Origin of the sequence: Micromonospora sp. NPDC049089 (assembly GCF_040648775.1) — a bacterium.
Taxonomy (GTDB): domain Bacteria; phylum Actinomycetota; class Actinomycetes; order Mycobacteriales; family Micromonosporaceae; genus Micromonospora.
This window is the reverse complement of record NZ_JBEZEH010000039.1, coordinates 1-24,637: the sequence shown is the minus strand read 5'-3', so window position 1 is coordinate 24,637 and position 24,637 is coordinate 1. Positions and strand designations below refer to the sequence as shown.

22 protein-coding genes are annotated in these 24,637 nt (G+C 71.2%); 13 read left to right on the top strand and 9 right to left on the bottom strand.

The window, feature by feature from the left end:
- Position 1 precedes the first annotated feature (1 nt).
- Genes AB0B48_RS09835 through tkt form a run of 3 tightly spaced genes read right to left on the bottom strand, consistent with a single transcriptional unit; the run spans position 2 to position 4,977 of the window.
- Positions 2–1,651 (bottom strand): glucose-6-phosphate isomerase, encoded by a 1,650-nt coding sequence (locus tag AB0B48_RS09835; RefSeq protein ID WP_357198538.1) that lies wholly within the window; start codon positions 1,649–1,651, stop codon positions 2–4.
- On the bottom strand, positions 1,648–2,823 hold the full coding sequence (tal, locus tag AB0B48_RS09830) for a transaldolase (protein ID WP_357198535.1): 1,176 nt from the start codon (positions 2,821–2,823) through the stop codon (positions 1,648–1,650). The genes AB0B48_RS09835 and tal overlap by 4 nt, the downstream gene beginning before the upstream one ends.
- A 15-nt stretch (positions 2,824–2,838) precedes the next feature.
- On the bottom strand, positions 2,839–4,977 hold the full coding sequence (tkt, locus tag AB0B48_RS09825; protein ID WP_357198532.1) for a transketolase: 2,139 nt from the start codon (positions 4,975–4,977) through the stop codon (positions 2,839–2,841).
- A gap of 265 nt (positions 4,978–5,242) precedes the next feature.
- On the opposite strand from tkt, the gene AB0B48_RS09820 reads away from it, so the two are divergent.
- From AB0B48_RS09820 to AB0B48_RS09810, 3 genes are all read left to right on the top strand, one after another.
- Positions 5,243–6,196 (top strand): heme o synthase, encoded by a 954-nt coding sequence (locus AB0B48_RS09820; protein ID WP_357198529.1) that lies wholly within the window; start codon positions 5,243–5,245, stop codon positions 6,194–6,196.
- 445 nt (positions 6,197–6,641) lie between these two features.
- Complete coding sequence (locus AB0B48_RS09815) at positions 6,642–6,977, top strand: hypothetical protein (RefSeq protein WP_357198526.1); 336 nt, start codon at positions 6,642–6,644, stop codon at positions 6,975–6,977.
- A 13-nt stretch (positions 6,978–6,990) separates the two neighbouring features.
- Entirely contained in the window at positions 6,991–7,911 is a 921-nt protein-coding gene (locus AB0B48_RS09810; protein WP_357198523.1) for a hypothetical protein, read from the top strand.
- Between the two features lie 476 nt (positions 7,912–8,387).
- Here the strand turns inward: AB0B48_RS09810 and AB0B48_RS09805 are convergent, their stop codons facing one another.
- Complete coding sequence (locus AB0B48_RS09805; protein ID WP_091402071.1) at positions 8,388–8,621, bottom strand: hypothetical protein; 234 nt, start codon at positions 8,619–8,621, stop codon at positions 8,388–8,390.
- A gap of 245 nt (positions 8,622–8,866) precedes the next feature.
- Entirely contained in the window at positions 8,867–10,471 is a 1,605-nt protein-coding gene (locus AB0B48_RS09800; RefSeq protein ID WP_355009337.1) for an RNA polymerase sigma factor, read from the bottom strand.
- A gap of 664 nt (positions 10,472–11,135) precedes the next feature.
- Between AB0B48_RS09800 and AB0B48_RS09795 the strand changes: the two genes are divergently transcribed.
- A complete protein-coding gene (locus AB0B48_RS09795) occupies positions 11,136–11,954 on the top strand; it encodes an inositol monophosphatase family protein (protein ID WP_357198519.1) in 819 nt (272 codons plus the stop codon).
- A 196-nt stretch (positions 11,955–12,150) separates the two neighbouring features.
- Here the strand turns inward: AB0B48_RS09795 and AB0B48_RS09790 are convergent, their stop codons facing one another.
- Positions 12,151–12,663 (bottom strand): LytR C-terminal domain-containing protein, encoded by a 513-nt coding sequence (locus tag AB0B48_RS09790; protein ID WP_355009418.1) that lies wholly within the window; start codon positions 12,661–12,663, stop codon positions 12,151–12,153.
- Positions 12,664–13,096: 433 nt separating this feature from the next.
- Here AB0B48_RS09790 and AB0B48_RS09785 point away from each other — a divergent pair, with 433 nt between their 5' ends.
- Both AB0B48_RS09785 and AB0B48_RS09780 read left to right on the top strand, forming a co-directional pair.
- Complete coding sequence (locus tag AB0B48_RS09785; protein ID WP_007075406.1) at positions 13,097–13,393, top strand: DUF4193 domain-containing protein; 297 nt, start codon at positions 13,097–13,099, stop codon at positions 13,391–13,393.
- A 119-nt stretch (positions 13,394–13,512) separates the two neighbouring features.
- Positions 13,513–14,391, top strand: a complete 879-nt coding sequence (locus tag AB0B48_RS09780; RefSeq protein WP_357198516.1) for a hypothetical protein — start codon at positions 13,513–13,515, stop codon at positions 14,389–14,391.
- A 78-nt stretch (positions 14,392–14,469) separates the two neighbouring features.
- Here AB0B48_RS09780 and AB0B48_RS09775 read toward each other — a convergent pair whose 3' ends face one another.
- Positions 14,470–14,997 (bottom strand): DUF3093 domain-containing protein, encoded by a 528-nt coding sequence (locus tag AB0B48_RS09775; protein ID WP_357198513.1) that lies wholly within the window; start codon positions 14,995–14,997, stop codon positions 14,470–14,472.
- Positions 14,998–15,087: 90 nt separating this feature from the next.
- On the opposite strand from AB0B48_RS09775, the gene dut reads away from it, so the two are divergent.
- From dut to AB0B48_RS09755, 4 genes are all read left to right on the top strand, one after another.
- The gene (dut, locus tag AB0B48_RS09770) at positions 15,088–15,624 is read left to right on the top strand and encodes a dUTP diphosphatase (protein ID WP_355009340.1); all 537 of its coding nucleotides are present in this window, start codon (positions 15,088–15,090) and stop codon (positions 15,622–15,624) included.
- A gap of 25 nt (positions 15,625–15,649) precedes the next feature.
- Entirely contained in the window at positions 15,650–16,312 is a 663-nt protein-coding gene (locus tag AB0B48_RS09765) for a DUF3710 domain-containing protein (protein ID WP_238683354.1), read from the top strand.
- 114 nt (positions 16,313–16,426) lie between these two features.
- Complete coding sequence (locus AB0B48_RS09760; protein ID WP_357198509.1) at positions 16,427–16,807, top strand: OB-fold nucleic acid binding domain-containing protein; 381 nt, start codon at positions 16,427–16,429, stop codon at positions 16,805–16,807.
- A 25-nt stretch (positions 16,808–16,832) separates the two neighbouring features.
- The gene (locus tag AB0B48_RS09755) at positions 16,833–17,516 is read left to right on the top strand and encodes a DUF3159 domain-containing protein (protein WP_357198506.1); all 684 of its coding nucleotides are present in this window, start codon (positions 16,833–16,835) and stop codon (positions 17,514–17,516) included.
- A 37-nt stretch (positions 17,517–17,553) separates the two neighbouring features.
- Here the strand turns inward: AB0B48_RS09755 and AB0B48_RS09750 are convergent, their stop codons facing one another.
- Together AB0B48_RS09750 and AB0B48_RS09745 are read right to left on the bottom strand one after the other, a co-directional pair.
- Positions 17,554–18,243, bottom strand: coding sequence for a TrkA family potassium uptake protein (locus AB0B48_RS09750; protein WP_357198503.1), 690 nt, complete (start codon positions 18,241–18,243; stop codon positions 17,554–17,556).
- Between the two features lie 3 nt (positions 18,244–18,246).
- Positions 18,247–18,912 carry a TrkA family potassium uptake protein gene (locus tag AB0B48_RS09745; RefSeq protein WP_355009344.1) on the bottom strand — a complete coding sequence of 222 codons (666 nt, stop codon included), beginning with the start codon at positions 18,910–18,912 and terminating at the stop codon, positions 18,247–18,249.
- Positions 18,913–19,075: 163 nt separating this feature from the next.
- Between AB0B48_RS09745 and AB0B48_RS09740 the strand changes: the two genes are divergently transcribed.
- The 3 genes from AB0B48_RS09740 to dxs all read left to right on the top strand — a co-directional run bounded on the left by AB0B48_RS09740 (position 19,076) and on the right by dxs (position 24,541).
- The gene (locus AB0B48_RS09740) at positions 19,076–21,160 is read left to right on the top strand and encodes an APC family permease (RefSeq protein WP_357198499.1); all 2,085 of its coding nucleotides are present in this window, start codon (positions 19,076–19,078) and stop codon (positions 21,158–21,160) included.
- A 70-nt stretch (positions 21,161–21,230) separates the two neighbouring features.
- Positions 21,231–22,451 (top strand): TRAM domain-containing protein, encoded by a 1,221-nt coding sequence (locus AB0B48_RS09735; RefSeq protein ID WP_357198568.1) that lies wholly within the window; start codon positions 21,231–21,233, stop codon positions 22,449–22,451.
- 143 nt (positions 22,452–22,594) lie between these two features.
- Positions 22,595–24,541 carry a 1-deoxy-D-xylulose-5-phosphate synthase gene (dxs, locus tag AB0B48_RS09730; protein WP_355009346.1) on the top strand — a complete coding sequence of 649 codons (1,947 nt, stop codon included), beginning with the start codon at positions 22,595–22,597 and terminating at the stop codon, positions 24,539–24,541.
- The last annotated feature ends 96 nt before the right edge of the window (positions 24,542–24,637 follow it).

Genomic DNA, 24,637 nt, shown 5'->3' with positions numbered 1-24,637 from the left:
CTCACGCCCGCAGATCACCGGCCGCATCCAGTAGTTGGGCGACACCGGCGGCCCGGTCGGTGAGGTGCAACCGCAGCAACGGCCGCTCCCGACCAGCGAGAGCCTGCCGGTCACCGGCGGCCTGCGCCGCCTGCAACTCACCGAAGGTGTACGGCTTGCCCGGCACCGCCAGGTCCTCGGCGACCGCGCCGGTCACCTGGAGATAGCTGCCCACCTGCGGGCCGCCCTTGTGGTACTGGCCAGTCGAGTGCAGGAAGCGCGGACCCCAGCCGAAGGTGACCGGTCGGCCACCCGCCTGCGCCAGCAGCGACCGCAGCTTGGCCGTGTCGGCGTCGGCGAACCGGTCGAGGTACGCCATCACCGCGAGGTAACCGTCGTCGCCCAGCCCGTCGAGCAGCCAGCGCAGCACACCGGCCAGGTCGCCGGGGGTGCCCTGCGGGGCGTACACCTCGATCGCGCCCTCGGTGAACGACGGCGTCTCCGCCGGCAGGCCCGAGGCCAGGATCTTGTTGGTGTTCTCCTTGGACTCGGTGACGTTGGGCTGGTTGAACGGGTCGATGCCGAGCACCACACCGGCCACCGCGGTGGCGTACTCCCAGGCCAGGAACTGCGCGCCCAGCGGGCCGTTGACGGCCACGTCCGGGGTGGCCCCGCCGCCCGGCATGTCACCGGGGGCCAGCGCGCCGCCGTAGCTGATCGTCAGCACGTCCGCGCCGGTGGCGCCGGGGCTCTGCGGAGACTCCACGACCACCGGCAGGATGCCCACCCCGGCCTTGCCCGTCGACTCGGCGATCAGCTGCTCGGCCCAGTCGCCGAGCCCGTCGATGCCGGTGCCGTCGGACACCAGGGCGACCTTGTCCCGGGCGAGCGTTGCCGCCGCGCCCAGAGCGGCGCCCAGCGCCAGCGCCGGGTTGTTCTGATCCGCGCCGAGCGACGTGGACAGCGCGTCGGCCTGGTCGAGCAGCTCCGCGACCTCGACCCCGGCCAGCGCCGAGGGCACCAGGCCGAACGCGGTGAGCGCCGAGTAGCGGCCGCCGACGTTCGGGTCGGCGAGCACCGTGAACGCGCCCATCTCGGCCGCGGTGGCCTCCAGCGGCGAACCCGGGTCGGTGACGATGACGAAGTGCCGGCCGGCCTCCGCCTCGGTCATCCCGGCGTCCAGGAACGCCTGCCAGTACGCGCGCCGGTGGCTGTCGGTCTCCACCGTCGACCCGGACTTGCTGGCCACCACCACGACGGTGCGCTCCAGCCGGTCACCGAGCGCCGCCCGGACCTGGCCCGGGTCGGTGGTGTCCAGCACCGTCAACGGGCGTCCGAGCGTCTGGGTGATCACCTCGGGCGCGAGCGAAGAGCCGCCCATGCCGGCGAGCACCACGTGATCCAGGTCGGCCAGCTCCGCGCTCAGCTCGGCCAACTGGACGAGCAGCTCGCGGCTGCGCCGGTGGGTGTCCACCCAGCCCAGCCGGATCTTGGCCTCGGCCTCGGCGTCCGGACCCCACAGGCTGGCGTCCTTGCCCGCCAGCCTGCCCGGGACGCCGGCCTTGACCAGCGCGTCCCGGGTCGAGGCGGGCGCGGCCTTGTCGACCGCGTCCGCGCCGTACACGGCCAGCCCGGCGGCTGCCTCCACCGGCCCCGCAAGCAGGTCGCTCATGCGCCACCCGCCTTGTCGGCGGCCTTGGCGTTGCCCTTGGCGGCCTTGTTCGGCGCGCCGGTGCCCTGCGCCGCGGCCTTCAGCGACTTGGTCACCCCGTCGAGCAGCTCCTGCCAGCTGACCTCGAACTTCTCCACGCCCTCGCGCTCCAGGGTGGCGATCACGTCGGCCATGTCCACCCCGACCGACTCCAGGTCCGCGAAGACCTTGCGGGCCGCGTCGTAGGCCCCGGTGACGGTGTCACCGCGGGTCTCGCCATGATCGGCGTACGCGTTGACGACGGACTCCGGCATGGTGTTGACAGTGCCGGGGGCGATCAGCTCCTCGACGTAGATGGTGTCCTTGTAGTCCGGGTTCTTCGTCGAGGTGGACGCCCACAGCGGCCGCTGCGGGTGCGCGCCGGCTGCGGCGAGCGCCTTCCAGCGGTCCGAGGCGAACACCTCGGTGTAGCGCTCGTACGCCAGTTGGGCGTTGGCGACGGCGGCCTTACCCCTGAGCGACTTGGCCTGCTCGGAGCCGATCTTCTCCAGCCGCTTGTCGACCTCGGCGTCGACCCGGGACACGAAGAAGGACGCGACCGAGCCGATCTTCGACAGGTCGTGGCCGTTGGCCTTGGCCTGCTCCAGGCCGGCGAGGAACGCCTCCATGACCGCCGAGTAGCGGTCCAGACCGAAGATCAGCGTCACGTTCACGCTGATCCCCTCGGCGAGCGTGTCGGTGATCGCCGACAGGCCCTCCTCGGTGGCCGGGATCTTGATGTAGAGGTTGGGCCGGTCGACAAGCCACCACAGCGCCTTGGCCTCGGCGACGGTCTTGTCCGCGTCGTGCGCGCTGCGGGGGTCCACCTCGATCGAGACGCGGCCGTCGACGCCGTCGCTGCCGTCGTACGACGGGCGCATCACGTCGCAGGCCCACCGCACGTCGTACGTGGTGAGCATGCGGACGGCCTCTTCCACGTCCACGTCACGAATAGCGAGGTCGCGCAGTTGCCAGTTGTACTCGTCGGCGTCGCTCAGGGCCTTGGCGAAGATCGTCGGGTTGGTGGTGACACCGGCCACGTGCTTCTCGCGGCGGAGCTGGTCCAGCCCGCCGGAGCTCAGTCGTACCCGGGAAAGGTCGTCGAGCCAGACCGCCACGCCCGCGGCGGTCAGCTCATTCAGCTTGTCGGTCATGCCGTCCACGCTCCCTCAGTTGCCGGTCGTGAAACCGGTGATGTCGCCCACCCGGGCCAGCGAGGCGTGTGCCGCCGCCACGATCCGGTCACCGGTGAACCCGAACTGCTCGAAGAGCACGGTGTGCGGGGCACTCGCGCCGTAGTGCTCGATGCTGACGCTCTCGCCCAGGTCACCGACGATGCCGCGCCAGGACATCGCGATGCCCGCCTCCACGCTCACCCTTGCCTTTACCCCGCGGGGGAGCACCGATTCCCGGTACGCCTCGTCCTGCTCGTAGAACCACTCCTGGCACGGCATCGAGACGACCCGGGTCGGGGTGCCGTCGGCCTCCAGCCGCTCCCGGGCGGTCAGGCAGAGCTGCACCTCGGAGCCGGTGCCCACGATGATCACCTGGGGCTTGCCGTTGGACGCCTCGGCCAACACGTAACCACCCTTGGTCACGCCCTCCGCGCTGCCCAGGACGTCGCGGTCCAGGGTCGGAAGCGGCTGACGACTCAACGCCAGCGCGGTGGGCCGGTCGGTGTGCTCCAGCGCCTGCCGCCACGCCCAGGCGGTCTCGTTGGCGTCGGCCGGGCGGACCACGTCCAGGCCGGGAATGGCGCGCAGCGCGGTCAGGTGCTCCACCGGCTGGTGGGTCGGGCCGTCCTCGCCGAGGCCGATCGAGTCGTGCGTCCAGACGTAGGTCACCGGCAGCTTCATCAGCGCGGCCAGCCGCACCGACGGACGCATGTAGTCGCTGAACACCAGGAACGTGCCGCCGTAGGGGCGGGTGCCGCCGTGCAGGGCGATGCCGTTGAGGATCGCGCCCATGGCGTGCTCACGGATGCCGAAGTGCAGCGTGCGGCCGTACTCGTGGCCGGGGAAGTCCTTGGTGGCGTGGGCGGCCGGGATGAACGACGGCTCGCCCTTCATCGTGGTGTTGTTGCTCTCGGCCAGGTCGGCCGAGCCGCCCCACAGCTCCGGGAGCACCGGCGCGAGCGCCTCCAGCACCTTGCCGGAAGCGGCCCGGGTGGCCACACCCTTGGCGTCCGCGGGGAAGACCGGCAACGCGTCGGTCCAGCCGTCGGGGAGTACGCGGCCAGCCAACCGCTCGTAGAGCGCGGTGCGCTCCGGGTTGGCCTTCTTCCAGGCGTCGAACGCGGCGGTCCACTCCTGCTCGGCCGCGTCGCCGCGCCCCATCACGGTGCGGGCGTGGCTGAGCACCTCCTCGTCGACCTGGAAGGTCTGCTCCGGGTCGAAGTCGAGGATCCGCTTGGTGGCCTTCACCTCATCGGCGCCGAGCGCCGAACCGTGGATCTTGCCGGTGTTCTGCTTGTTCGGCGCGGGCCAGCCGATGATGGTGCGCAGCGCGATGAAGGAGGGGCGAGCGGTCTCCGCCTTGGCGGCCACCAGCGCCGCGTACAGCGCCTCGGCGTCCTCGTGGTAGTCGCCCTGGTCGGCGTCGCCGCTGCGCCAGTCGACGGTCTGCACGTGCCAGCCGTACGCCTCGTAGCGGGCGGCCACGTCCTCGCTCTTGGCGATCCGGGTGTCGTCCTCGATGGAGATCTCGTTGTCGTCGTAGATCACCGTGAGGTTGCCCAGCTGCTGGTGCCCGGCGAGGGCGCTGGCCTCGTGGCTGATGCCCTCCTCGATGTCACCGTCGGAGACGATGCACCAGATGTCGTGGTCGAAGACGGACGCGCCCAGCTCGGCCTCGGGGTCGAACAGGCCGCGCTCGCGGCGGGCCGCCATGGCCATGCCGACCGCGTTGCCCAGACCCTGCCCGAGCGGGCCGGTGGTGGTCTCCACGCCCGGCGTGTGCCCGTGCTCGGGGTGCCCCGGCGTCTGCGAGCCCCACTGCCGCAGCGACTTGAGGTCGTCCAGGCTCAGCGGGTAACCGGAGAGGAACAGCTGGATGTAGAGCGTCAGGCTGGAGTGCCCGGCGGAGAGAACGAACCGGTCGCGGCCGGGCCAGTTCGGGTCGGCCGGGTTGTGCCGCATGACGCGGTTGAAGAGGAGGTACGCCGCGGGCGCGAGGCTCATCGCGGTGCCCGGGTGGCCGTTGCCGGATTTCTCTACGGCGTCCATGGCCAGCACGCGGACGGTGTCTACGGCCCGGCGATCGAGGTCGGACCAGTTCAGTGCGGGGTGCGCGGGTCGTTTAACAGCCACGATGGTTGTGCTCCTCGGCAGATGGGCGGAACCCTCACCGATGACCTTATCGAGCGTCCCTAAACATGCGCCCGGGGATCTGCGCATGGTGTGCGCTACGTGACCATCCGGATGCTCGCTTCAACCCGGTGGTGTGACGGCCCGCACCGTTGTCGGGTCGGCCGGGCAGCCAAAACGACGACGCGTAGTGTGTGGGGCGGTATGCGGACCCGTGCGGTCCCGACCGATCCGATCTCCCCGTGCCGATGCCGGAAGGTGGCAATCCGTGAGCATGATCACCGAGCGCCCCGCGAGCAACCCGGCCGGGCCACACCCGGCGCGGGCGGCCGAGGGCCCGGTGGCCCGGCGGGACGTACGCGCCGTTCTCTCGGCGTACGTGTCGCTCACCAAGCCGCGGATCGTCGAGTTGCTGCTGGTCACCACCATCCCGGCGATGATGCTCGCCGAGGGTGGGCTGCCGTCGCTGTGGCTGATGGCCATCGTGCTGATCGGCGGCTCGCTCGCCGCCGGCGCGGCAAGCGTCCTCAACTGCTACATCGACCGCGACATCGACCAGCTGATGCGGCGTACCAAGCGTCGGCCGCTGCCGGCGCACACCGTGTCGCCGCGGAGCGCGCTGATCTTCGGTCTGGTGCTGGCGGCGGTGTCGGTGGCCCTGATGGCGGCGTTCACCAACCTGCTGGCCGCCGGGCTGACCCTCGCCGCGATCGCCTACTACGACCTCGTCTACACCCTGTGGCTCAAGCGTTCCACCCCGACGAACACCTTCTGGGGCGGCGCCTGCGGGGCGGCACCGGTGCTGATCGGGTGGGCTGCGGTGACCGGCTCACTGGCGCCGGCCGCCTGGGGGCTCTTCGCTGTGGTCTTCTTCTGGCAGATGCCGCACTTCTACCCGCTCGCCATGAAGTACAAGGACGACTACGCCCGGGCCGGCATCCCGATGCTGCCGGTGGTGGCCTCGACTCGCCGGGTGAACGCCGAGATCCTGATCTTCGCGTGGCTCACCGTGCTCACCTCCCTGGCCGTCTGGCCCCTGGGGCTCAGCGCGATCTACGGGGTGCCGACCCTGGTGGTGGGTGCCATCTTCATCCTCGAGGCACACCGACTCTGCCGGCGCGCGACGCGCGGCGAGGCGATCAAGCCGATGCGGCTGTTCCACTGGTCGACGACGTACCTGACGATCGTCTTCGTGGCCGTCGCGCTCGACGCGCTGATCTGACCCCTCCCGGCCGACTCCGCGCCCCGCTCTCCGCGTGCGGAGGCCCTGCGCCCGTCGGCTCCGCTAGCTGCGTTCCGCCGCGCCGCGTTCGGCTTTCCGGCCCTCGCGATGTCCGTCTGCCGCGTGTCCGTGCGGCCGCGCTGTCAGCCCAGGTGGCACCCAGCGGCTCGGGTCGGCGGCGATCGATGCCGCTGATCTACTGACTAATCACGGACATGGATGAGTTGTCCGGGTTTAACGTCACATCAGAGTAACTTTCTACATGAGTCGGATCGGCTCAACCTGGGAGGGTTCGAAGGCGATTTGCCGGCGCGCTTTGGCCGTAAAAGTCGGTAAATAACCGGACAGCAAACCTGTGGTCGTCCTTAAACCTGTAGGTAATTGGCATCACAAAAGGTTCATGGTTCTCGCCCGACAGGGTGCAAGTCTGCTTAGGCTTCGCGTCATGGCAGATGGTTCCGATACGACGCTGACCGCTGAGCAGACCGCCGGCGAGCAGGCGCCCCAAGGCCTGGTTGCGGGTCTCAAGGCGTTCGCCGCAGAACACGGCGGCGCGAAGGCGGTCATCGAGTACGTCGGCAAGCGCGGCGCGCGAATCGTCCTGGTAGGTGCCGACGGTGAGTGGGGCGACCAGTTCGCCGACGACACCGTCACCGCCCGGGAGGCGTGCGCCAAGGCGGGAGTCACCGTCGAGAACGCCTGGGAGCGTGAACTGATGGACCAGATGCGTCCGAGCAACGACCTCTGGCGGTCGATGGCCCGGCGCACGATGGCCCGCTGAACAGACAGCTGAATTGACCACATATCACCAGTCGACCCGGGGGGAACCCCGGGTCGCTCTCGTCACCTGCTCAGACCTGGCCGACCTCGACCCGGACGACCGGCTGGTCCTCGCCCCGCTCGCCGCCCGTGGCGTCGCCGTCCAGGCCGTCGTCTGGGACGACCCCGACGTCGACTGGTCGTCCTACGACCTGGTCGTGCTCCGCTCACCCTGGGACTACGCGCTGCGCCGCGACGAGTTCGTGTCCTGGGCGTCGACAGTGCCCACGCTCGTCAACCCGGCCGCCGTGGTCCGCTGGAACACCGACAAGCGCTACCTCGCCGAGCTGAGCGCCGCCGGTGTGCCAACCGTGCCGACAGCCTGGGTCATGCCGGGGGAGAGCTGGCAGCCGCCCGCCGAGACCGGCGAGTACGTGCTCAAACCCGCCGTCAGCGCCGGCAGTCAGGACACCGGCCGGTACGACCTGGCCGACCCGGAGCACCGCGACCTTGCCGCCGCACACGTTCGCCGACTCTCCGAGGCCGGCCGGGTCACCATGGTCCAGCCGTACCTGCGGGCCGTCGACACCGAAGGCGAGACGGCTCTGCTCTTCCTGGCCGGTCCCGAAGGGCTCGCGTTCAGCCACGCGATCCGCAAGGGTCCGATGCTGTCCGGGCCGGATTTCGGTCCGGACGGGCTGTACAAGGCCGAGGAGATCACCGCCCGTACCGCGCGCCCCGAGCAGCTGGCGGTGGCCGAGCAGACCCTCGCGACGGTGCCCGGCGGCACCCGACAGCTGCTCTACGCCCGGGTCGACCTGATCCCCGGCGCGGACGGCGAGCCGGTCCTGGTCGAGCTGGAGCTGACCGAGCCGTCGCTCTTCATCGGGTACGCGAACGGCGCCCCCGAGCGCCTCGCCACCGCGATCACCACTCACCTGGCCCGCAACGCCTAACCACTCACACAACAAGCAACTCCCGAACGGCCGCCCGCCCGCGCCGCGCGCACGTGCGTCCGGCTGCGGTGCTGCCGTCCTGCCGTCCTGCCGCGCTGCCTCGCTGCCGCCGGCAAGATCGCGCAACATCCTGGTTCTAGTGGCTTCCCGGCGTTCCGTGACCACTACATCCTGGTTCGAGTGCGATCTTGGTGGCCCGGGGCGCCAAGGCCGGGGTTCCGATCTCCAAAGGGGCGGCGTTCGTCGTCAAGATCTGCGCAGGATCAGGGATGTTGCTGTCTCCGGCGTGGTGGAGGCAGCAATATCGAGGATGTTGTGAGGATCTTGGGCGCGGGGCGCGGGGCGCGGGGCGCGGGGCGCGGGGCGCGGGGCGCGGGGCGCGGGCGCGGGGCGCGGGGCGCGGGGGTGTCCAGACAGAAAGAGCTGACCGGAGACACCCTCGGGGTGCCTCCGGTCAGCTATGTCGGTTTGCGGATTTAGTTCGCCATCAGATCGGCGCCACGCCAGCTGAAATCGGGCTCCGTTGCGAACCGCTCGGTGATCTTCACGAGATCCTCCGCGTACTTGTTCGCGTGGTGCCCGCAGAACACCAACTCGCTCCCACCCGCCAGAGTGATCCGGAGCTTCCCGGCAGCATTGCAGCGGTCGCACCGTTCATCGGCGGCTGGGGGAGCCGCCGTGACGGGCGGCGGCGTGAGGGTCGGGGTCATCGCCTTCCTCCTCTGGTCGTCACCGATGAACAATCTCTTCGGTCGTTGCTCACCTATCGTGCAACACCCTTACTAGGCACTGCCTTCCCTGTGTGCCCGCGGGGGACCGAGGTCACACCTGGAAGGGACAGTGTGCCGTGCACCCAGGGTGCCACGTCAACGATCACATTCGTGCATCCGGACGATCACCATCTGGTGTTGCACACCAGGTGGTCAAAACGACACGTTCGGTTGACGAAACCCGCTCAGTCCAGGTAATCCCGGAGGACCTGCGACCGGGACGGGTGACGCAGCTTGGACATCGTCTTGGACTCGATCTGCCGGATCCGCTCCCGGGTCACCCCGTAGACCTGGCCGATCTCGTCGAGCGTCCGCGGCTGGCCGTCGGTCAGGCCGAAGCGCAGACGTACCACACCCGCCTCACGCTCGGAGAGCGTCTGCAGCACCTGCTGGAGCTGGTCCTGCAGGAGCGAGAACGAGACGGCGTCGACGGCGACGACGGCCTCGGAATCCTCGATGAAGTCGCCGAGCTGGCTGTCGCCCTCGTCACCGATGGTCTGGTCCAGTGAGATGGGCTCCCGAGCGTACTGCTGGATCTCCAGCACCTTCTCGGGTGTGATGTCCATCTCCTTGGCCAGCTCCTCCGGAGTGGGCTCGCGGCCCAGGTCCTGGAGCAGCTCACGCTGTATGCGGCCGAGCTTGTTGATGACCTCGACCATGTGCACCGGGATGCGGATGGTGCGGGCCTGGTCGGCCATCGCGCGGGTGATGGCCTGCCGGATCCACCAGGTGGCGTACGTGGAGAACTTGTAGCCCTTGGTGTAGTCGAACTTCTCCACGGCCCGGATCAGACCGAGGTTGCCCTCCTGGATCAGGTCGAGGAAGGCCATGCCACGGCCCGTGTAGCGCTTGGCCAGCGACACCACCAGTCGGAGGTTCGCCTCCAGGAGGTGGTTCTTGGCCCGCTCGCCGTCGCGGGAGATCCAGCCCAGGTCACGGACCATCTCCCGGACGAGCTTCTCTTCGCCCTCGTCGGCGGCCCGCAGTCGCTCGGCGGCGTAGAGCCCGGCCTCGATCCGCTTGGCCAGCTCCACCTCCTGCTCGGCGTTGAGCAGCGGAACCTTGCCGATCTGCTTCAGGTACGCCCGGACGGAGTCGGCGGAGGCGGTCAGCTCGGCGTCGCGTCGCGCCTGCTTGAGGGCCTCGGACTCCTCGTCGTCCCACTCGAAGTCGTTGTCGGTCGCCGAGGCGGCGGCGTCGGTCTCGGCTGCCTGGGCCAGCTCGGCCGGCTCCTCGACCACCACGTCCTCGATCGCGGCGGCCAGCTCCTCCGGGTCGATCTCGCCCTCGGCGCCCTCGCCCTTGGCCTTGCCGCCAGCCTTGGTCGGCTTGGCCCCGGCAGCCGCTGCCACCGTCGCCTTGGTGGCTCGGGTCGACTTGGTCGCCTTCGTCGGCGTCGCCATTGCGGCCTCGGCGCCGGTCGCCTTGCGAGCGGCCACCTTGCGCGGGGCCGACGTCGCCGGGGCGTCGTCGCCGGCGGGTGCCTGCTTCGGAGCCGGCGCGGCGGCCTTCTTGGTGGTCTTGGCGGTGGTGGCCCGGGACGCGGGCGTGGTCGAGCGGGCCGCGGCGACGCGGCGACGGGTGCTCGCCGAGCCGTCCACCACGACGGTCACTCCCGCCTCGGAGAGCGCCCGCAGGATCTTCTTGGCCTGGGCCGGAGTCACCTCGGCGGACTCGACGGTGCGCGCGAGCTGAGCCGACGTGAGCTGACCACCGGCGCTCTGGGCGTGGGCGATCAGGGTGTCGGTGAGCGAGCGAACGTCGGCGCCGGGCTGGCGGGGTTCTGTCACGAATGACCTTCCGGAGGCGAAGAGCGGGCACGGCGGGTTCGTCCAGCGCAGCGAGGGTTACCGTGCCGGGCGATGTGGTTGAGGGACCCTCGTGTCACGGTCCGGCCGGTGGTCGGCGGTCCGTGCCGCGTGGGCAGGGGTGAATTGTAACGCCGTCTGCGGCGATCATCCTGCTCCGCACCGCGTACCGCCGGTGGGGACCGTCGGTGGGGTGGAGATATGGGCTTCGCGGTAATGATAGCCGCGCGGCCGGCGAAGGGCTTCCGTCGTCGCGCCGGGTGGCGCGCAGAACGTGTCCGAACTGCCGTTTGAGCAGGCAGTACGTGGTCGACGTGGCGGTTGCGAGGGCGCGCGTGTGGATCACCGGGGTCGTTGTCGGCCTGGCCGGTGGCGTCCTCACCAGGTCGCGGTTGGGCATCGGTTGTGAGCCGAGCGTGGACGGGGTGGTAAGCACTTAAGCGACATTACCAACCGAAAGGGGCATATTGCCGGAGGTCGGCCGGTCAAGCTGCGAGGACGGTGCGGTGCGCCCACTTCGCAGCGGATTCCGGCGCCGAAGATCCTGCTCTGGTGCCGTCGTACGGCGTCGGGAACGATGATCTTCCGAGGCTGGGTCGGTAGTTCACCCACCCACACGCACTCGGAGTGCGGAAAGAGGCGAATCATGACCAACTCGGCTACGACACCGTCGGAGCTGCTGACCATCGCGGTGAAGGTGGCTCGGGACGCGGCGGACACCGCGTACCGGATGCGTGCCGAGGGGGTCGTCGTCGCCGCCACCAAGAGCACCGTCACCGACGTGGTCACCGCCGCCGACCGCGCGGTGGAGCGGCAGATCCTCGCCGCGTTGGCCGCGCTACGCCCCGACGACTCGGTGCTGGGCGAGGAGTACGGGGAGGAAGCTGCCGGCGCGGCGCATAGCGGAGTGCGCTGGATCGTCGACCCGATCGACGGCACTGTGAACTACCTCTACGGGCTGCCGTACTCCGCTGTCTCGTTGGCCGCCGAGGTGAACGGGGTGGTGGTTGCCGGCGTCGTGCGTAACGTCAGCACCGGCGAGGAATGGACCGCCACGGCCGGAGGCGGGGCCTGGCGCGACGGTGCGCGCCTGCGCTGCTCCGGCGAGGCGGACCTGGGGCAGGCGCTGGTCGGCACCGGCTTCGGGTACGACGCCGGCCGTCGGGCGCACCAGGCGCAGGTGGTGGCCGGGCTGATCGCACACGTACGGGACATTCGGCGACTCGGCGCCGCGGCGCTGGACCTCTGCCTGGTCGCCGAGGGGCGGCTCGACGCGTACTTCGAGAAGGGTCTTGCGGCTTGGGACCTGGCGGCTGGCGGGCTGGTGGCCGCCGAGGCGGGGGTCCGGGTCGCTGGCCTGGCCGGCCGGCCGCCAGGGCCGGACCTGGTGGTCGCGGCCCCGCCCGCGCTCTTCGCGCCGCTGCACGACCGCTTGGCCGGGCTGGACGCCTCCGGCGGTCCCTGACCGGCGGACCAGGTCGGCCGGCTCCGAGCGGCCGGCTCCGGCCCTCCGACACCCGGTTCCGGGTGGTGGGCCCGGCTTTGACCGGTGGGCCCGGCTTTGACCGGTGGGCCCGGCTTTGACAGGCGGGCCCGGCTTTGACCGGTGGGCCGGGTCGCTACGGGTCGCCGGCCGGCGCTGCGGGGGACCGGTTACGCCGTCACTTGGCGGGTGGGGACGGGCAGGCGCCCTTGGGTGCCTCCGGGGGGCCCGAGTCGCCGAGCGACTGGTTGACCTCGGTCGTGGTGGCGAGCTGCTGGAAGCGGTTGCCCAGCACCACGTCCACGGTGTCGTCGGCGCGCTTCGGGTCGTAGCCCGGCACCGCGTTGTTGAGGAAGTACGCCTGGAGCAGGTGCGCGGAACCGACGCCCTTCGGGCCGTACCGCAGCACCGCGACGCTGTCGACCTTCTTCTCGTTCCCGGTCTTCTTGACCTGGAACTGTCGATTGCTGAACTCGTCGGCGACGGTGTGGGCGAGGCCGGGCTGATCCGTGGCGTTGAAAACGTTGATCTTGACGTCCTTGCGCTCGCGCAGGGTCAGATCCGCCAGCGGCCAGCCCTCGGGGCAACCCGCCGCGGTGCCCACGTTGCCCTGGCTGTCGCGGACCACGGCCACGACGACGAAGACCAGGGCGATGATCGCCAGCAGGCCGACGACGACGAGTGCTCGCACGCGCGCAAAACTCATCAGGGCTCTCCCCGGAACCTCAGTGGGTGGTGGCGGCCGGGAACGATCGCTCAGGCCGCCGGCCGTCGAATACGCCGCTGAGGTTAACGGTTGTCCGGCCGTCGCGTGGAAACAGCCCGACATGCCGGCGCGCCGACCGCGAACCGGGTACTACTACCCCTATCTTCGTGTCGCCTGAATCACATTGGGAACAATCTCGCGTGCGGGGGCGTACATCTCAGCCGCAAGGGCGGTATACATGCCTCGCCCAAGGGGGGGTAAGGTTCCGCGCTCGCAGGGGAGTCTCCCCAGCGAGCTCGACCCGTTCGGTCCTCGGGTCGGGTGCCCGACACAAGTGATGGCCGGCCAGCGGAACCGAAACAGCGTCGTCCGGCGTTACAACCGGAAGCGACAACATCGATATGGGAGAGTGAAACCGATGGCCACCGACTACGACGCCCCGCGTCGCGACGAGGTCGACCTCGGCGAGGACAGCCTGGAAGAGCTCAAGGCACGGCGCGTCGACTCACAGTCGGGCGCGGTGGACGTCGACGAGGCCGAGGTCGCCGAGAGCTTTGAGCTGCCCGGTGCCGATCTGGCCGACGAGGAGCTCACGGTCAAGGTGCTTCCGATGCAGCAGGACGAGTTCCGGTGCGCCCGCTGCTTCCTGGTCCACCACCGTAGCCAGCTGGCGGTCGAGCGCAACGGCGAGCTGATCTGCCGCGAGTGCGTCTGAGAAGCACGACAACACCGGCGGCGGCCTCCTGAACGGGGTCGCCGCTGCCGGTGTAGGCATGCGGCTGCGGTGGGTACCTGCTTGACTCGTAGCGGGTAGCCACAGCACCGGGAGGTCCGATGAGCGATCGAGGCGGCACCACCGAAGGCGGCACGGACGGCCTGGGTGCCACCCGTGGCACGGACGGCCTTGGTGCCACCCGTGGCACGGACGACCTCGGTGGCGACGGTGGCTCGGACGACCTCGGTGCCACCGTCGCGGCGTTGACCGCGGACGACATCGCGCCGGCCCGACGCCGCCAACTACTGACCCGAATGGTCGGGCAGGCCCGTGCACGGGGCATCTCCGACCTTTTCAAGCCCCGCGCCGCCGTGCGGTGGATGGTCGACGCCGTCGCCGAGATCGCCCCGCACGTGCCGGTACGGGACCTGGACACGTTGCGCCAGCACTTCCCCGGCCTGGACGACACCGCCCTGGCCGACCGGCTCATCCGTAACGCGTCGAGGACCACCGCCGCCATCGGCGCGGCCGGTGGGGGCGTCGCGGCCGTCGAGTGGACGGTGGCCCCGACTTTGCTCTCCGCGCCGGTGCTGCTGGCCGCCGAGACCGTGGCCGTGGTGGCGGTGGAGCTGAAACTCGTGGGAGAGCTGCACGAGATCCACGGCGTGGCGCTACCGGCCGCCGGGAGTCAACGGGCGGTCGCGCTGGTGCACTCCTGGGCCACTCAACGCGGCGTCAACCCGATGGTGCCCGGCGTGGGAGTGGGAGCGGTGCTCGGCACCGCCGCCCGCAAAGAGTTGCGGGACATGCTGCTGCGGCGCTTCGGTCGCAACCTCACCACGCTCGGGCCGTTCCTGACCGGGGCGGCGGTAGCCAGCTTCCTCAACCGTCGCGCCACCCAGCAGATGGCCGAGCAACTCCAGGTGGACCTGCGCCGGCGGGGTATCGCCCGGCCCGCGCCACCGGCGGCCCTCCCAGGCCCGCCGACCGGCACCTGAGCGGGCCCTTCGGCGCCAGACGGGCAATTGAGCGCCCTTCGGCGTCGGACCGCCAATTGAGCGCCCTTCGGCGTCGGGTCAGCCCGGCTCGCCCGCCGTCGGGTGGGAGGCCGACAGGGCGTCCCGTGCGGTCAGCACCGCCTCGGCCAGTTCGACCGGGTGGCGGGTGCTCACCACCCAGAACGGGGTCGGGTCCGCGGGATCGTCGAGGATCACCTGCACGGCGCCGCCAATCCACGGTCGCTGCACCACGAAGGCGAGCGGGTCCGCGCCGACGCCGAGCACCTCACGTCGGCCGGCCACGTCCAGCGGCACCACGTCGGCCACGAAACGAACCGGCAGGCGGGCGTCGTCCACCCGCAGCTCGGCGTCGGCAACCGCGACCCGGATCCGGCCCAGCCACCACAGCCCCACCGCGGTGAGCGGCACCAGCACGGCGAACGGCAGCCAGGCGCGGACGCCGGAGGCGCCCATCCAGATCTCGACGGCCAGCAACGCGGCGGCCACCAGCCCGGCCAGCCACAGCCACCAGGGCAGATCCAACCGCTCGGTGTACGACGAGCGGGCGGTGACCGGCGGCTGATCGGCGGACGGGGAGGGCGACATGCTCACTCCTGCGAGGGTACGGCGCACGGCGGCTCGACGAACCGGCAGGATGGCAGGGTCACCCCGCGAACCGGACGGAAGAGGGGACCCGTGACCGACGTCGTACCCGTGCCTGTGCAGTTGCTCGACCCGGAGCTGCCGTTGCCCACGTACGCGCATCCCGGCGATGCCGGGGCCGACCTGGTGGCGGCCGCGGACGTGGAGCTGCCACCTGGCGGCCGTGCCCTGGTGCCCACCGGCGTGGCCATCGCGCTGCCGGAGGGGTACGTGGGCCTGGTCCATCCCCGCTCCGGTCTGGCGGCCAGGCTCGGCGTGACGGTGCTCAACGCGCCCGGTACGGTCGACGCCGGCTACCGGGGTGAGATCCTGGTCAACCTGATCAATCATGATCGGGATGTGCCGGCGAAGATCTCCCGCGGCGACCGGATCGCTCAGCTCGTGGTCCAGCAGGTCGCGCGGGCGCGGTTCGAGCCGGTGGTCGAGCTGCCCGCGTCCCGGCGCGGGGCTGGTGGGCACGGGTCCACCGGTGGGCACGCCGGGCTGGTGCCGTCGCCGACGGGCCAGGACCGGGTCGAGCGGCGGCCGAGTGAGCCGGGCCGCGGGCAGACGGAAGAGGTGGCAGGGTGAGTGTGAACAGCGGAGGGCAGGCGCAGTGATCTTCTCCCGAAAGCGGGCCGACGCGGAGCGGCAGACCCGTGACGAGCGGGCCACCCAGGTCCCGGACCAGGGCGATGCGACGCCGACGTTGGAGCGCGGCCCGTACGACATCTCCGAGAGCTACGACGACGTGCAGCGACTCGACCTGGGCAGCCTGCACATCCCGGCGATCGCCGACGTCGAGGTGCGGGTGCAGGCCGACCCACAGGGTGTGGTCCAGCAGGTGGTGCTGGTGCACGGTGACAACGCGCTCCAGTTGGGCGTCTTCGCCGCCCCCCGGTCCGAGGGCATCTGGGACGAGGTGCGCGAGGAGATCCGGCAGTCGCTGCTCCGCGACGGCGCGAGCGCGCAGGAGGTCGCCGGCGAGTACGGCCCCGAGCTGCACGCGCAGGTGAACACGCCGGACGGCGCGACGAACCTGCGGTTCGTCGGAATCGACGGGCCGCGTTGGATGGTCCGGGGCGTCTTCCAGGGCCCGGTGGCCACCGACCCGGCCATGGCCGGTCCGCTCGTCGAGTGCCTGGACGGCCTTGTGGTCGACCGTGGGCAGGAGGCGAAGCCGGTCCGCGAGCCCCTGCCGCTGCGGCTGCCTCGGGAGATCGCCGACCAGGCCGAGGCCGAGGCGGGCGACGCCGCCGCCGCGCCGCGTCAGGTCTGACCGGCGCGCACCGGCCCGCCGGAACCAGCCCCGTCGGCGTACGCTGGCGGCACGGTTCCGGCGCCGCCGGGGCCGGCCGGGGACGGCGAGCGTGGAGAGGGTGACGCGGAGGTCATGACGACCGACGAGGGCAGGGTGTCGCTGCGGCGCATCCTGCAGAGGTTCACCGCCAGCGAGGCCGAAATCGACGCGCAGGAGTTGCGTCGGGAGAGCGCCCAGTGCGGCGGGATCCCCGCCCAGCAGTGTTCCCGGGGTCAGCTGGTCTCGGTCGCCGGTCGGCTGCGCACCGTGGTCTACACGCCGCGCACCAATCTGCCGACCCTTGAGGCCGACCTGTATGACGGCAGTGACGTGGTCACCCTGGTCTGGCTGGGGCGACGGCACATCGCCGGGATCGAGCCGGGCCGGCATCTGACCGCCCGTGGCCGGGTGGCCGTGCGGGACGACCGCAAGGTCATCTACAACCCCTACTACGAGCTGGACACGCCCAAGTGACGGCACTGCGGACGGAAGGCCGGCGATGACGACGGGACAGGACCGGGCGGCACAGCCGGATACCGACCCTCAGGACGAGGAGCCGCTGCCGACGATCGCCGAGCAGATGGCCGACCAGCTCGGCGGCTGGCGCGGGCTGGTCGAGTCCAGCATCCCGGTCGTGGTGTTCGTCGTCGCCAACATCATCGGCGAGCTGCGGCCGGCGGTGATCGCGTCGATCGCGGTCGCCGTGCTGATCGCGGGGCTGCGGCTGGCCCAGCGTCGACCGATCCGACACGCCGTCAACGGGCTCTTCGGCGTCGGTGTCGGCGCGGCCATCGCGTGGCGCACCGGCGACGAGCGTGACTTCTACCTTCCCGGCATCCTCTACGGCATCGGCTACGGCATCGCCCTGCTGGTCTCGGCCGCGATCCGGCAGCCGTTGGTGGGCTGGATCTGGTCGGTGCTGGTGGCCAAGGGCCGTTCGGAGTGGCGGTCCGACCCGAAGCTGGTGCGCACGTTCACCCAGCTGACGGTGCTCTGGGGCGTGGTCTGGCTGGCCAAGGTGGGCGTGCAGGCCGGGCTCTACCTGGCCCACCAGGACACCGCGCTGGGCGTGGCCCGACTGGCGTTGGGCTACCCGCCGTACGCGCTGCTGTTGCTGATCACGGTCTGGACGGTGCGCCGGGTCACCCGGGAGACACCGCCGGCCCCGCTGCCCAGCGCCTGAGCGACGTCGGGCGGCCGGACCGCTCGGCCCCGTGGGGTCAGCGTGAGCCGCGGGTCCGTTCGACGCTGTCCGGTCCGAGGATCACCGCGCGGACGGCGTCCTCCACCTCGGCGGTGCAGACGAAGATCAGCTCGTCCCCGGCCTCGATCGGGTCGTCCGGGCTGGGCACCAGGACCCGCTTGCCGCGCAGGATCGCCACCAGGGCGGCGTCTCGGGGCAGTGGCACGGCGTGGATCGGCTCACCGACGTACGGGGCGGTCGGCGGCAGGGTGATCTCGACGAGGTTCGCCTCGCCCTGTCGGAAGGTCATCAGCCGGACCAGGTCGCCGACGGTGACCGCCTCCTCGACGAGCGCGGCCATCACCCGCGGCTTGCTCACCGCGACGTCCACGCCCCACTGCTCGGTGAACAGCCACTCGTTCTCGGCCCGGTTGACCCGGGCGACCACCCGGGGCACCGCGAACTCGGTCTTGGCCAGCAGCGACAGCACCAGGTTGGTCTTGTCGTCGCCGGTCGCCGCGACCACCACGTCGCAGCCGGCGACGTCGGCCTCCTCCAGGCTGCTCACCTCGCACGCGTCGGCCAGCACCCACTCGGCGGCCGGCACCCGGTCCGGGCGAAGCATCTTGGGTTGACGCTCGATCAGCATCACCTGGTGGCCGTTGTCGATCAACTCCTGGGCGATCGAGCGGCCCACGTTGCCCGCGCCCGCGATGGCGACCCGCATGGCTCAGTGCCCTCCTTCCGGCGGCGTCGCCGCCACCGACGTGACAGTCGCCACGATGTCATCGCTGACCAGCATGAACGCCTGGTCGCCCTCCTGAATGACTGTGGAGCCGGTGGGCAGCGTGCCGATGCCGAAGCGGATCAGGTAGGCCACCCGCGCCCCGGTCGCGTCCTCCAGCGTCCGCACCGGTCGGCCGATCCAGTCCTTGTGTACGGGCACCTCGACGATCGACACCGTGCTCGTGGGGTCGCGGAAGATCTCCACGTTGCCCTCCGGGACCAGGTGTCGCAGCATCCGGTCCGCCGTCCACCGCACGGTCGCCACGGTGGGGATGCCCAGCCGCTCGTAGACCTGCGCCCGGCGCTGGTCGTAGATGCGGGCGGCGACCCGGGACACGCCGAACGTCTCGCGGGCCAGCCGGGCCGAGATGATGTTGGAGTTGTCGCCGCTCGACACCGCCGCGAAGGCGTCCGCGCGTTCGATGCCGGCCTGCCGGAGCACCTCGCCGTCGAAGCCGGCCCCCGTCACGGTGATCCCGGCGAAGTCGGGGCCGAGCCGGCGGAAGGCGTCGGCGTCCTGGTCGATCACCGCCACCGAGTGCCCTCGGGACTCCAGGCTGTGGGCGAGCGTCGACCCGACCCGACCACATCCCATGATCACGACGTGCACGCTGTCCCTCCCAAGGTGCGTACCACTCCCGCTGCCGGTGGCCTTCGAGTGCGAGCCTGCCACGTCCCGGTCACGAGCGGAGACCGACCGTACCCCGCCGTCGCGAGCAGCGGTGATCGCCCACCCCCGCGCCCCCGCCGTGGTGGTCGTACTCTTGGCGTTCGTGGCCAGTCCCACCTCGCTGCTGAAGCGGCTTCTTCTCGGTCGACCGTTCCGGTCCGACCGGCTCCAGCACACCCTCCTGCCGAAGCGCATCGCGCTGCCCGTGTTCGCGTCCGACGCGCTGTCCAGCGTCGCGTACGCGCCCGACGAGATCCTGCTGACCCTCTCCATCGCCGGTGCCTCCGCGTACGTCTTCTCGCCGTGGATCGCGCTGGCCGTGGTCGTGGTCATGCTCACCGTGGTGGCGAGCTACCGGCAGAACGTGCACGCCTACCCGTCCGGTGGCGGCGACTACGAGGTGGCCACTGTCAACCTGGGGCCGAAGTTCGGCGTCGGGGTGGCCAGCGCGTTGCTGGTCGACTACGTGCTCACGGTGGCGGTGTCGGTCTCCTCCGGGGTGGCCAACCTGGGCTCGGTGGTGCCGTTCGTGGCCACCCACAAGGTCCTGATCGCAGTGAGCGCGGTCGTCCTGCTGAGCGCGGTCAACCTGCGTGGTCTGCGCGAGTCGGGCACGGCGTTCGCCATCCCCACCTACGGCTTCGTGATCGTGATGGGCGGCATGCTGCTCACCGGTCTGTTCCGGGTCTTCGTGCTGGGTGACGAGCTGCGCGCGCCGAGCGCCGACCTGGTGATCCAGGCCGAGCACAGTGTGACCGGTTTCGCGCTCATCTTCCTGCTGCTGCGGACGTTCAGCTCGGGCGCCGCCGCGCTCACCGGTGTCGAGGCGATCTCCAACGGGGTGCCCGCGTTCAAGGCGCCGAAGAGCCGCAACGCCGCCACCACCCTGCTGCTGCTCGGCACCATCTCGGTGAGCATGCTGGTCGGGATCATCTGGTTGTCCCGGCTGACCCACCTCCAGTTCGTGGAGGACCCGGGCCTCCAGATCATCTCCGGCCCCGAGGGGTACGTGCAGAAGACGGTCACCACCCAGCTCGGCGAGACGGTCTTCGGCTCCGGGTCGATCCTGCTCTACGTGGTGGCCGGGATGACCGCCCTGATCCTCTTCCTGGCCGCGAACACCGCGTTCAACGGTTTCCCGGTGCTCGGCTCGATCCTCGCCCAGGACCGCTACCTGCCCCGCCAGTTCCACACCCGGGGCGACCGGCTGGCCTTCTCCAACGGCATCGTCTTCCTGGCTCTCTTCGCGATCGTGCTGATCGTCGGTTTCCAGGCCGAGGTGACCCGACTCATCCAGCTCTACATCGTCGGGGTCTTCGTCTCGTTCACCGTCTCCCAGGCCGGCATGATCCGGCACTGGAACCGGCACCTGCGCACCGAGCGGGACCCGGAGGCGCGCCGCCGGATGTACCGCTCGCGTGCCATCAACACCTTCGGCGCGGGCCTGACCGGCGCGGTGCTGGTGATCGTCCTGATCACGAAGTTCCTGCTCGGTGCCTGGATCGCCATCGCCGCGATGGCGGTGATCTATGTGCTGATGCTGGCGATCCGCCGGCACTACGACCGGATCGCCGTCGAGCTGACCCCGCCGGACGAGGGCCGGGCCGTGCTGCCCGCCCGCAACCACGCCATCGTGCTGGTCAGCAAGCTGCACCAGCCGACGCTGCGGGCCATCGCCTACGCCCGCGCCACCCGGCCGGACACGCTCACCGCGGTGACGGTCAACGTGGACGAGAAGGACACCCGGGACCTCCAGGCCGACTGGGAGCGACGGGAGATGGCCATTCCGCTCACCGTGATCGACTCGCCGTACCGGGAGATCACCCGCCCGATCCTCGACTTCGTCGCCTCCACCCGCCGCAAGTCGCCCCGGGACGTGGTCACCGTGTTCATCCCCGAGTACGTGGTCGGCCGTTGGTGGGAGAACCTGCTGCACAACCAGAGCGCCCTGCGCCTCAAGGGCCGGCTGCTCTTCGAACCGGGGGTCATGGTGGTCAGCGTGCCGTGGCAGCTCGCGTCGACAGCGAGCAAGAACCTGGACCGGCTGGACGCCACACTGTCCCGGACACCGGCGCGTGGGCCACGGAGCGCCGTGCCAGCGCCGGTCGCCGCACCGCCGGTGGCCGCCGCGCCGCCCGGCGAGGGCGGTCCTGAGAACAGCGCAACGATGGGGAACACTCGTGACTGAGCCAGGCGGTCAGCGGACCGCGACACCCGGGACGCCGTCGGCGTCGGCCTCACCGGCGTTCGAGCGGGGCCTGGCCGAGACGGACCGGGTCGAGCTGACCGTCGACGCGGTCGCGCCCGGCGGGCACTGTGTCGCCCGGGTGGACGGGCAGGTGGTCTTCGTCCGGCACGCGCTGCCGGGTGAGCGGGTCGTCGCCGAGGTCACCGAGGTGCACCGGGGGTTCGTCCGGGCCGACGCGGTGACAGTGCTGGAGCCCTCACCGGACCGGGTCGAGCCGCCCTGCCCGTACGCGAAGCCGGGTGCCTGCGGGGGCTGCGACCTCCAGCACGTCGCACCGGCCGCCCAGCTGGCCTGGAAGACCGCAGTGGTCCGCGAGCAGTTGGTCCGCCTCGGTGGGCTGACCGACGTCGAGCTGGACCGGCTCGGCGTGCGCGTCGAGGCGTTGCCCGGTGGGCTGCTCGGCTGGCGCTCCCGGGTCCGTTACGCGGTCGACGCCGCCGACCGTGCCGGCCTGCTCAAGCACCGCTCGCACGAGGTGGTGCCGATCGACCGCTGCCGGATCGCCCACCCGGCCATCCAGCAGCTTCCGGTGCTCACCCCCACCGGTGCGCGCTGGCCGGCCGCCGAGGCGGTGGAGACCGTCGCCAGCACCGGCGGAGACGTCACCGTCACGGAGATCCGCGACGGGGCGCCCGCCCCGGTCATTGGCCCGACCGAGGTCCGCGAGGTCGCCGCCGGACGGGACTGGACGCTGCCCGCTTCCGCGTTCTGGCAGGTGCACCCGGCCGCCGCGGACGCCCTCTCCGCAGCCGTGCTGGAGTTGCTGGACCCGCAGCCGGGCGAGGTCGCCTGGGACCTCTACGGCGGCGCTGGGCTGTTCGCCGCCGGGCTGGCCGCACGGGTCGGCGCCACCGGCCGGGTGACAGTTGTCGAAGCGGCGGCGCAGGGTGTCGCCGCCGCCCGAAAGAACCTCGCCGACCAGCCCAGCGTCGAGGTGGTGTCGGCACGGGTGGAGACCGCGCTGGCCCGCCGACGGATCACCGGCCCGGTCGACGTGGTGGTGCTCGACCCGCCGCGCTCCGGGGCCGGAGCCCAGGTGGTCCGCGCGCTGGTCGCCGCGGGCCCGCGGGCGGTCGCGTACGTGGCCTGCGACCCGGCCGCCTTCGCCCGGGACGTGCGTACCTTCGCCGACCTCGGTTGGCGGCTGGCGGCGCTCCGGGGCTTCGACCTCTTCCCGATGACGCAGCACGTCGAGCAGGTCGGGCTGCTGCTTCCCCCGGACGTGCGGTAGAAGCTGCTGCTTCCCCGGACGCGCGGTAGAACCTGCCGGGTGGCACCTGACCGGCGGCTCAGCTGCCCACTGCCGGCCCGGCCGAGGTGCCTGGGGCTCGGGCCGGGCTGCGGAGTACCGGGGGGCCGATAGACTCTCCGGTCATGAGTGTTGAAGAGGACACGGCCAACCACGGCCGGCTGCTGGGGACGGTTCGCGGTCCGCAGGACGTCAAGCGGATGTCCGGCGAGGAACTGGACGTCCTCGCCGCCGAGATCCGGGACTTCCTGATCACCAAGGTCTCCCGCACCGGCGGGCACGTCGGGCCCAACCTCGGTGTGGTCGAGCTGACGCTCGCCATGCATCGCGTCTTCGACTCACCCCGGGACCGGCTCCTGTTCGACACCGGCCACCAGGCGTATGTACACAAGATCCTTACCGGGCGTCAGGCCGGCTTCGACAAGCTCCGCCAGCGCGGTGGCCTCTCCGGCTACCCCAGCCAGGCGGAGAGCGAGCACGACCTCATCGAGAACTCGCACGCTTCCACCGCGCTGTCCTACGCCGACGGCCTCGCCAAGGCGTACGCCCTCCGGGGCGAGGCGCGCAGCGTCGTGGCCGTGGTCGGCGACGGCGCGCTGACCGGCGGCATGTGCTGGGAGGCGCTGAACAACATCGCCACCGCCGGCAACTCCCTCGTGATCGTGGTCAACGACAACGGTCGGTCCTACTCGCCGACCATCGGCGGGCTGGCCGACCACCTCTCCTCGCTGCGGCTCAACCCCGGCTACGAGAAGGTCCTCGACACCGTCAAGGACGCCCTCGGCTCCACGCCGCTCGTCGGCAAGCCGATGTACGAGGTGCTGCACGCGGTCAAGAAGGGCATCAAGGACGCGGTCGCCCCGCAGGCCATGTTCGAGGACCTGGGCATCAAGTACGTGGGCCCGGTGGACGGGCACGACGTGACGGCGGTCGAGGCGGCGCTGCGCGCGGCCAAGAACTTCGGCGGCCCGGTCATCGTGCACGCCGTCACCCGCAAGGGCTACGGCTACCGTCCCGCCGAGGAGGACGAGGCCGACTGCCTGCACGGCCCCGGCAGCGCCTTCGACGTGGAGACCGGCGCGCTGCTCGCCGCCCCGTCGGTGAAGTGGACGCACGTCTTCGCCGACGAGCTGCTGGCCATCGCTGACGAGCGCCCGGACGTGGTGGGCATCACCGCCGCCATGGCCGAGCCCACCGGCATCGCCAAGCTGGCCCGCAAGTACCCCGAGCGGGTGTACGACGTGGGCATCGCCGAGCAGCACGCGGCCACCTCGGCGGCCGGTCTGGCGCTCGGTGGCCTGCACCCGGTGGTGGCGGTCTACGCCACCTTCCTCAACCGTGCCTTCGACCAGGTCCTGCTGGACGTGGCGATGCACAAGCTGCCGGTGACCTTCGTACTGGACCGGGCGGGCATCACCGGCCCGGACGGGCCCAGCCACTACGGCATCTGGGACATGTCGGTCTTCGGTGTGGTGCCGGGGCTGCGGATCGCCGCTCCCCGCGACGCCGCCACCCTGCGCGAGGAACTGCGCGAGGCGATGGCCGTCGACAACGGCCCGACAGTGGTGCGGTTCCCAACCGGTGCGGTCGCCGCGGACCTGCCGGCGCTGCGCCGGGTCGGCACTGTCGACGTGCTGGCCGAGTCCGCCCGTACCGACGTGCTGCTCGTCGCCGTCGGCTCCTTCGGCCAGTTGGGCATGGAGGTGGCCGCCCGGGTCGCCGAGCAGGGCTACGGCGTCACCGTCGTCGACCCCCGCTGGGTGCGCCCGGTCCCGGCGGAACTGGTCGACCTGGCCGCCCGCCACCGGCTCGTGGTCAGCGTCGAGGACGGCGTCCGGGTCGGCGGGGTGGGCGACGCGCTCGCCCAGGCGATGCGCGACGCCGACGTCCGGGTGCCGCTCAAGGACCTGGGTGTACCGGCCGACTGGCACCCGCACGGCACCCGCGCGCAGATCCTCGCCGACCTGGGCCTGACCGCTCAGGACGTGGCCCGCAACGTCACCGGTTGGATCTCCGGCCTGGACGCCACCCCGGACCGCCTCACCCCCAGCGACGCAGCCGCACAGAACTGACGAGAACAAACAACGGCGGGCGTCCCTCGGGACGCCCGCCGTCGCCTATGCACCCCCACTCCGCAGTCCGCAGCCCCCAGTCCGCAGGCCGCCGCC

Bases quoted from the DNA above. Each gene is read 5' to 3' on its own strand.
- AB0B48_RS09760 (WP_357198509.1), top strand. From the start codon at position 16,427: ATGACGACCGACGAGGGCAGGGTGTCGCTGCGGCGCATCCTGCAGAGG.
- AB0B48_RS09780 (WP_357198516.1), top strand. From the start codon at position 13,513: ATGAGCGATCGAGGCGGCACCACCGAAGGCGGCACGGACGGCCTGGGT.
- AB0B48_RS09805 (WP_091402071.1), bottom strand. From the start codon at position 8,621: ATGACCCCGACCCTCACGCCGCCGCCCGTCACGGCGGCTCCCCCAGCC.
- AB0B48_RS09755 (WP_357198506.1), top strand. From the start codon at position 16,833: ATGACGACGGGACAGGACCGGGCGGCACAGCCGGATACCGACCCTCAG.
- AB0B48_RS09750 (WP_357198503.1), bottom strand. From the start codon at position 18,243: ATGCGGGTCGCCATCGCGGGCGCGGGCAACGTGGGCCGCTCGATCGCC.
- dxs (WP_355009346.1), top strand. From the start codon at position 22,595: ATGAGTGTTGAAGAGGACACGGCCAACCACGGCCGGCTGCTGGGGACG.
- AB0B48_RS09785 (WP_007075406.1), top strand. From the start codon at position 13,097: ATGGCCACCGACTACGACGCCCCGCGTCGCGACGAGGTCGACCTCGGC.
- AB0B48_RS09815 (WP_357198526.1), top strand. From the start codon at position 6,642: ATGGCAGATGGTTCCGATACGACGCTGACCGCTGAGCAGACCGCCGGC.
- AB0B48_RS09795 (WP_357198519.1), top strand. From the start codon at position 11,136: ATGACCAACTCGGCTACGACACCGTCGGAGCTGCTGACCATCGCGGTG.
- tal (WP_357198535.1), bottom strand. From the start codon at position 2,823: ATGACCGACAAGCTGAATGAGCTGACCGCCGCGGGCGTGGCGGTCTGG.
- AB0B48_RS09775 (WP_357198513.1), bottom strand. From the start codon at position 14,997: ATGTCGCCCTCCCCGTCCGCCGATCAGCCGCCGGTCACCGCCCGCTCG.
- AB0B48_RS09835 (WP_357198538.1), bottom strand. From the start codon at position 1,651: ATGAGCGACCTGCTTGCGGGGCCGGTGGAGGCAGCCGCCGGGCTGGCC.